At 53.9% G+C, this 6,918-nt stretch carries 7 protein-coding genes and 1 pseudogene; all 8 read left to right on the plus strand.

What is annotated here, in order from left to right; all coding sequences use genetic code 11:
* Nucleotides 1–4 precede the first annotated feature (4 nt).
* Nucleotides 5–1,768, plus strand: a complete 1,764-nt coding sequence (gene tssF / locus JJB97_RS12985) for a type VI secretion system baseplate subunit TssF (RefSeq protein ID WP_238714420.1) — start codon at nt 5–7, stop codon at nt 1,766–1,768.
* Complete coding sequence (gene tssG / locus JJB97_RS12990) at nt 1,723–2,826, plus strand: type VI secretion system baseplate subunit TssG (RefSeq protein ID WP_238714421.1); 1,104 nt, start codon at nt 1,723–1,725, stop codon at nt 2,824–2,826. Before tssF ends, tssG begins: the two co-directional genes overlap by 46 nt.
* The gene (gene tssJ, locus JJB97_RS12995; RefSeq protein ID WP_238714422.1) at nt 2,807–3,343 is read left to right on the plus strand and encodes a type VI secretion system lipoprotein TssJ; all 537 of its coding nucleotides are present in this window, start codon (nt 2,807–2,809) and stop codon (nt 3,341–3,343) included. Before tssG ends, tssJ begins: the two co-directional genes overlap by 20 nt.
* A complete protein-coding gene (tssE, locus tag JJB97_RS13000) occupies nt 3,336–3,788 on the plus strand; it encodes a type VI secretion system baseplate subunit TssE (RefSeq protein WP_238714423.1) in 453 nt (150 codons plus the stop codon). Before tssJ ends, tssE begins: the two co-directional genes overlap by 8 nt.
* Nucleotides 3,789–3,802: 14 nt before the next feature.
* Nucleotides 3,803–4,273 (plus strand): hypothetical protein, encoded by a 471-nt coding sequence (locus tag JJB97_RS13005; protein WP_238714424.1) that lies wholly within the window; start codon nt 3,803–3,805, stop codon nt 4,271–4,273.
* A gap of 121 nt (nt 4,274–4,394) precedes the next feature.
* On the plus strand, nt 4,395–4,793 hold the full coding sequence (locus JJB97_RS18775) for a YdcA family protein (protein ID WP_399198524.1): 399 nt from the start codon (nt 4,395–4,397) through the stop codon (nt 4,791–4,793).
* 78 nt (nt 4,794–4,871) lie between these two features.
* The gene (locus tag JJB97_RS13010) at nt 4,872–6,116 is read left to right on the plus strand and encodes a GIY-YIG nuclease family protein (protein ID WP_238714425.1); all 1,245 of its coding nucleotides are present in this window, start codon (nt 4,872–4,874) and stop codon (nt 6,114–6,116) included.
* Between the two features lie 47 nt (nt 6,117–6,163).
* Nucleotides 6,164–6,880: pseudogene (locus JJB97_RS13015) on the plus strand (type VI secretion system ImpA family N-terminal domain-containing protein); the annotation flags it as partial.
* Nucleotides 6,881–6,918 lie beyond the last annotated feature (38 nt).

The raw sequence follows: 6,918 nt of genomic DNA on the forward strand, positions 1-6,918 counted from the left end.
ATAAATGGAAGATTTAACCCTGCGTTATTACGACGCAGAAATGCGCTACCTGCGTGAAGCCGCGAAAGAGTTCGCGCAAACCCACCCCGATCGGGCAGCAATGCTCGACCTGGATAAGGCTGGTACACCCGATCCGTATGTTGAACGTCTGCTTGAAGGGTTTGCCTTCTCAATGGGGAGGCTGCGCGAAAAAATTGACGACGACCTGCCGGAACTGACGGAAGGGCTGGTCAGCATGCTCTGGCCACACTACCTGCGCACCATTCCGTCCCTCTCGGTGGTGGCACTGACCCCGGCCCTGCATTCCATGAAAATGGCGGAAGTGGTGCCCGCGGGTCTTGAGATATATTCCCGTCCGGTAGGGCCGAAGAACACCGTCTGTCGCTACCGCACCACCCAGGATGTGATGCTCAATCCCCTGAGCGTTTCGGGCATTACCATGACCACTGAGCCCGACGGTCGTTCGCTGTTGCGGATGCGTTTTGCCTGCAGCAGCCAGGCAGACTGGTCCGGAGCTGACCTTAGCCGTCTGAGCCTGTATCTCGGGGCGGATGCCCCCGTCAGTAGCCAGCTGCATCTGATGCTGACCAAACGTCAGGCCGCACTCTATATACGTCTGCCTGGCCAGACCGACCGCATCCGGCTTGACGGATATTTCTCACCGGGCGGGTTTGCGGAGGAAGACGGGCTGTGGCCGAAGGGCGATACAGCCTTCAGTGGTTACCAGCTGCTACTGGAGTATTTCACCTTCCGTGACAAGTTTATGTTTGTCAACCTCAACGGCCTGGATGGCATTACACCGCCTGCCGGAGCGGAGTATTTCGACATTGAAGTCGTGTTCAGCACACCGTGGCCTTCAGAGCTGCCGGTCACCGATGACGCGGTTCGTCTGCACTGTGTGCCGGTGATTAACCTGTTCACACTGGAAGCTGACCCGCTCACCATTACCGGGCTTGAAAGTGAGTACCTGCTGCGCCCCAAACGTCTGCAGGACGGACACACCGAGATTTATTCGGTGGATTCGGTGACAGGCTCAAACCGGACCAGTGATGCAGAGTATGTGCCGTTCAGCAGCTTCAGGCACAAGGGCGGGATGATGCGCCGTCATGCACCACCCCGTTACTACCACACCCGTGTGAAGCGCAGCGTGACCGGGCTGTATGATACCTGGCTTATCCTTGGTGGGCACCAGTGGGAAGATGATCGCCTGTTTGAGCGAGAAGCTGTCTCGTTGCAAATCACAGGCACCAACGGTCAGTTACCACGCCGGGCATTACAGAGCACGCTGCTTGACCGCTGTGAGCAGGTGGTCAGTACACAACTTTCAGTACACAACCTCTGCAAACCAACGCTGCCAGTCTATCCGCCTTCCGAAGACCGTTTCCACTGGCGTGTTCTGAGCCACCTGGGATCTGGTTTCCTGAATATGATGAGTACCGCCGAAGTGCTGCGCGGCACGCTGGCCCTCTATAACTGGCAGGAAGATGAAATGAACACCCGGCGTCTGGAGGCGATTCAGCATGTGGAGCACCATCGCCTGCAACGTTTTGAACAGGGCTACCTGCTGCGGGGGCTGGATATCGAAGTAACCCTCGACAGCAGCGGCTTCACCGGCGAGGGCGATATTCACCTGTTCGGTGAAATGCTCAACCGACTCTTTGCGTTGTATGCCGATATGAACCAGTTCAACCAGCTCACCCTCATTGTTCAGCCAGAAGGAAAATGCATCCGGTGGAAAGAGAACCACAGTCCGCGCCTGCCCGGCTGATAGCGCAGCTGGGGGACCGGCTGCCATATATCAACTTTTACCGCTTCTGCCAGTTGCTGGAGCAGAGCCAGCCGGACAAACCGGATACGGGCAGTACCTGGCAGGTACGTCATGAACCGGTACGTTTTCGGCCACACCAGGGGATGGGCTTTCCGGCATCTGAAATCAAAGGGATTGAGCAGTCTGAGCATTCGCATCTGCCGCCGACGGTACGCATCACCTTTATGGGGCTCTACGGCGTGGAGTCCCCGCTGCCAACGCACTATATCGATGACATCACCCAGCGCCGGGAAGGGTATGAGGCCACCGCGGATTTCCTCGATATCTTCAACCACCGGCTGATTGCCCAGTATTACCGTATCTGGCGTAAATATTCATACCCGGCGACTTTCGAAGAAGGCGGTAAGGACAAAACCTCGCAGTATCTGCTGGGGCTGGCCGGGCTTGGCATTGACGGCTGCACGGACAGTATCGCGACCCCGGCTTCGCGCTTTCTGGCGCTGTTGCCGGTCATGTTATTGCCCGGACGTACCGCAGAAGGTATGGCCTCACTGGTGCGCCTGCTGGCACCCAACACGCTGGCGAAAATCTGGCACCATGACAAACGCCGTGTGCCGCTGAAGAAGCGACTGACCATGAGCGTCAGCCAGCCCGTCACCCTGACAAACCGACCGGTGATGGGCAGTTATGCCACCGACGTGAACAGCCAGGTGCTGATGCGCCTGACAACTTCTGACCCGGCTGAAGTACAGGGCTGGTTACCGGGCGGGGAGCTTCACTCGGATTTAATGGGGCTGCTGCATGTCTATCTTGGCTCCCGCCTCGATGTGCGTCTGCAGCTGTGTGTCGACCGTAGCCTGCTGCCGGACGCGACAATGAGCACTAAACCCGACGCCGGAGCAGTGCAACTGGGCCGTACCGCCGTGATGCGGCCGCTGAATGCGGCAAACACAGTCACGCACCCCAAAACTATAACCATCAATCTTGGCCGCTATGAGCGGGTACAGGAAAATATTCACCGCAGGGAGACCGATGAAGATGGCGATTACCGCTGGTAAATTTCCTCTGGCTGCGCTGGCCGTTGGTATCACTTTGATACTGGCGGGCTGTGGGCTGACGCAAAAAGTGACAGACGGCACCGTTGCTGTGACCAAATCGATATTTTATAAGCAGATAAAGACCCTGCATCTGGATATTCGGGCCCGCGAGGCCGTGAACAGCAATGACGGTGGTGTGCCGTTGTCGACGGTGGTGCGTATTTATCAGCTAAAGGACCGCAAGACCTTCGACAGCACGGACTACCCGTCCCTGTTTAAAGCCGACAGCCAGGCCATTAAAGCAGACCTGGTGGCAGAGAAAGATATCCGCCTGCAGCCGGGTGGCGCGGTGACGGTCGATATGCCGATGGAGGAAAATGCGCAGTACGTGGCGGTGGCCGGAATGTTTATGTCGCCGGACCAGGTGAACAACACCTGGCGCGTGGTACTGAGCCGCGATGACCTTCATCCAGATAAGGCTCGCGTCATTGAAGCGGGCAACAACCGCCTGACCCTGAAGGCGCTGAAAGATGAATGAAATTCCACGTCCGTCGCTGTATGAAACGCTCTTTGGCAACTTCACCGGTGGCCTCGACCTGCATCAGGTCAGTGAACAGAATCAGGTCATATTGTCGGTGCTGGATAACATGCAGCGTATCCTCAACTGTCGCGCCGGCACGCTGGCGCACCTGCCGGACTACGGTCTGCCGGATATGACTAAAATCCTGCAAGGCATGCCAGGAACCGCACATCAGTTGCTCAAAACATTCTCCGACGTGCTGCTCAAATATGAGCCGCGTCTGAAAAAAATTACTGTCGTCCTGCTGGAGCAGAACGTCCCCGGCGAGTTGCGTTATGCCATTGACGCTGAGCTGAAGGGCATTGGCCTCGTACGCTATGGCACCGAGTTTATGCCGGAGGGGCGAGTAATGTTACGCCATCTTAAGCAACAGCAGTATATCGATACTGCAACCCGTCAGTAAGGCCAGAGAGCATCATGTCAGTAAAATCACAGTTTCTCGATAAATTGCAGGACCGACAGTCTGCTCCGGCTTCATCTGTCAGTAAGAGTCAGGCCGATATAGCTGAGTTTTGCCTGCGAATGACGCAACTTAAGGAGCAGATGGACGTGTGGCTGGAAGGTACCGGACTGAATGTGGAGGCGTACAGTACATCCGTTACGGATCTGCTGGTGGAGAACGGGACTTTTGAGATTACCGCCCTCGTTCTGCGTATCGACGACCGGTCTGTAAAATTTGTGCCGGCGTTCCTTTATGGTCAGGGTGTGACCGGGTGCGTGGAGGTGAACTTCCATGATGGGAGGCATACGACTTCGCTGGGACGTTTATTCATGCGGTCAGGAATGGTGAACAACTGGACCTTTATTCCGCCTGGTGTTTTATCCAGCCCAGGGCAGGGTTTTGATGAGAGCACTTTTTTTGGTTTGATTCTGGCACTCCTTCCATAGTGCAACCGGAATGAGCAATAGTTTGTTTGCCTGTCAGCCATTGCATAATTACCTGGCGAAACAGTTAATGGCTGACGGAGAACAGAGCCACAAAATAACGAAATAAATTACGGATATGGAAATGAGAAAATTAATCTTTCTACTGGTCTCAGGAATTCTTTTTACGGCACAGGCTGATGCTGCGCGTGGAAGGCAGCCCTGCTCAGGTTCAAAAGGCGGTATAGCGCACTGCACATCGGATGGACCCTTTGTCTGTAATGACGGGAGTTTAAGTCAGTCGAAACGATTCTGTTCCGGGTATGGTTCCTCAGCAACCAGCAATCCGGTAAAACCGCCCACTTCCACCCGCAAAGCTAAGGCGAAAAAAGTGACAACTGCGAAAAAGCAGGAACCGCAACGTGTTGCAGAAAACGACGAACCGGTCAGTACCCAACCCCGACAGCCCACATGCGCTCCCCTCTATATGGCCAGTAAGCCCGGATACACCCATTTACCGATTTGCTCAGGGAATCAGTATTAATTTGATATGGAAAAGATTTTATTTCCATTATTCAGATTAAATCGTCAGGATAAAAATAAGAAAGGAAAGAAATAAAACATGGCACGAAGAAAAAAGGATGACAATGCAGCGGGTATTATTCTGGTTATTATTGGTGTCGTTGCCTGGGGTGTTTATGTTGCGGTAAGAGCATTAATCAATATTAATGAGCGATTTATTGAATCTGTGTCTAATCCGGTCGGAATAATCGGTCTGTTTTTAGGTTTACTGATAGCCGGTGCGTTGATAATACGAATTTTCATTTACCGGGGTTTCCGGAAGAAAACAACAGAACTCGAACAGGCCATGTTGGACCTGGCCCAGAAAGAGAAAGCCTTTGACGAAACGGTCAGGACTGAAGTGGCTCGCGGCCTGTATCAGGAAAAGAAAAAGCTTTCCGGTCAGTGGGATGACTTTCACAATGCCAGAAATAAAACCTCCCGGGCTCTGCAGCGTATTGTGGACTCCGCGTATAAATTCAAAGTCAAAACCCTGCTTTCGGGCACCACGGTAAATAACTGGCAAAGCAAGTACGACCAGCTCAGAAAAGAGAGAGACGCTTATGCTGCTATAAGCGAGAAAATCACCTTTCTGGAACTGGAAGATAATGCCGACTGGGAAGGCGTAAAACAGCAGTTTCTGGATAAGGTCGCCCTGCTTGAAAAAGCTCAGGAAGAAAAAGAATATCAGGCTGAGCTCAAGCGTCAGATGCGGGAAGAGAAACAGCGTCAGGATGAACTGGAGCAGCAGCAGCGCGAAGCGGAAGAGGAGGAGCAACGCCTTGCTGAGCAGCAGCGTTTACTGGAAGAAGCTCTGCTCGCCGCTGAAGGTGCGCACCGGGAAGAGCTGGAAAGACAGCGTCTGGAGCTGGAGCAGAAAATCCAGGACGTGCATCAACAGTATGAACGCGCCAAATCCATGGCCCAGCTCACGAAGCAGGGACACGTATATGTGATTTCGAATATTGGCTCCTTCGGTGAAAACGTATTTAAAATCGGTATGACCCGACGACTGGAGCCTATGGAGCGCGTGAAAGAACTGAGCGGAGCAGCCGTGCCGTTTGATTTTGACGTCCATGCCATGATTTCCTGCGATGACGCCCCTGCGCTTGAAAAGACACTGCATGATCATCTGGAAAGCTACCGGATTAACCGAATCAACCTGCGGAAGGAGTTTTTCCGGGTTGAACTCAGTAAAATTATCGATGAGGTTGAGCGTCATCATGGCCAGGTTGAATATATCGCCGACCCGGTGGCGTTACAGTATCTGCAGAGTCTCGAATATGCAGAAAGCGAAGCCGCATAAGCCTTAATCATCCTTATTCCCGGACACGTCAGAATGGACAACTGGTCATGAATGACATTACCCAACGTAAGATTAAAACCGGCGGTGACCCGCGCTCGCTATCTGATTATGCCGCCTTGCGTGATGAGCTGAGTAAGCTGACGCATCCGGCTCGCCCGGATGTGAACTGGCGTTATGCGGAAAAACTATGTCTCTCACTGTTCGAGCAGAACGGTGTGGAATTGCAAACAGCAGCCTGGTATACGCTTGCGCGTACGCAGCTGGCCGGCTTATTCGGGCTCAATGAAGGGCTGACGATACTCGAGGCCCTGATAAACCATCAGTGGGGGGCACTGTGGCCTCAGCCAGTCCATGCACGCATGGAAATCCTCAGCAGTCTGAGTCAGCGCCTGCAGCAACGGATGCGCTCGCTTCCGCTGAATTACAGCGACCTCAGCCAGCTGTACCGGGCGGAGCAACTGCTTACGGGTCTGGGAGAAGTACTGCAGCGCCTGGAGCTAAAACATCTGAGCCAGCTCGATACGCTGCGTACCCTGATGCACAACAGTGCTGTCCGGCTGGAAAACAGCGATAGTACCGGGTCGAACGTTCAGCCTGGTATTGTGATGCCTGCCACCGTGATGAATGCTGCGACAGCATCCACGAGAGACTTTGCTGGTGGACCGGATGAAGATACGCCAGAGAGTGCAGTGAAGTGGGTTTACGTTGCGCAACCGGAACCGCAGTCGAATGTGGAAGTGCTGTCGACAATGCCTGCTCCGGTTTATTAGACGTCAACTAGTTTTGCCGACTGGCGCCAACT

The organism is Tenebrionibacter intestinalis (genome assembly GCF_016632365.1).
Lineage (GTDB): Bacteria > Pseudomonadota > Gammaproteobacteria > Enterobacterales > Enterobacteriaceae > Tenebrionibacter > Tenebrionibacter intestinalis.

Excerpts from the sequence above, each read along its gene's own strand:
- tssG (WP_238714421.1), top strand. The coding sequence starts at position 1,723 with ATGCATCCGGTGGAAAGAGAACCACAGTCCGCGCCTGCCCGGCTGATA.
- tssF (WP_238714420.1), top strand. The coding sequence starts at position 5 with ATGGAAGATTTAACCCTGCGTTATTACGACGCAGAAATGCGCTACCTG.
- JJB97_RS13005 (WP_238714424.1), top strand. The coding sequence starts at position 3,803 with ATGTCAGTAAAATCACAGTTTCTCGATAAATTGCAGGACCGACAGTCT.
- tssJ (WP_238714422.1), top strand. The coding sequence starts at position 2,807 with ATGGCGATTACCGCTGGTAAATTTCCTCTGGCTGCGCTGGCCGTTGGT.
- JJB97_RS18775 (WP_399198524.1), top strand. The coding sequence starts at position 4,395 with ATGAGAAAATTAATCTTTCTACTGGTCTCAGGAATTCTTTTTACGGCA.
- JJB97_RS13010 (WP_238714425.1), top strand. The coding sequence starts at position 4,872 with ATGGCACGAAGAAAAAAGGATGACAATGCAGCGGGTATTATTCTGGTT.
- tssE (WP_238714423.1), top strand. The coding sequence starts at position 3,336 with ATGAATGAAATTCCACGTCCGTCGCTGTATGAAACGCTCTTTGGCAAC.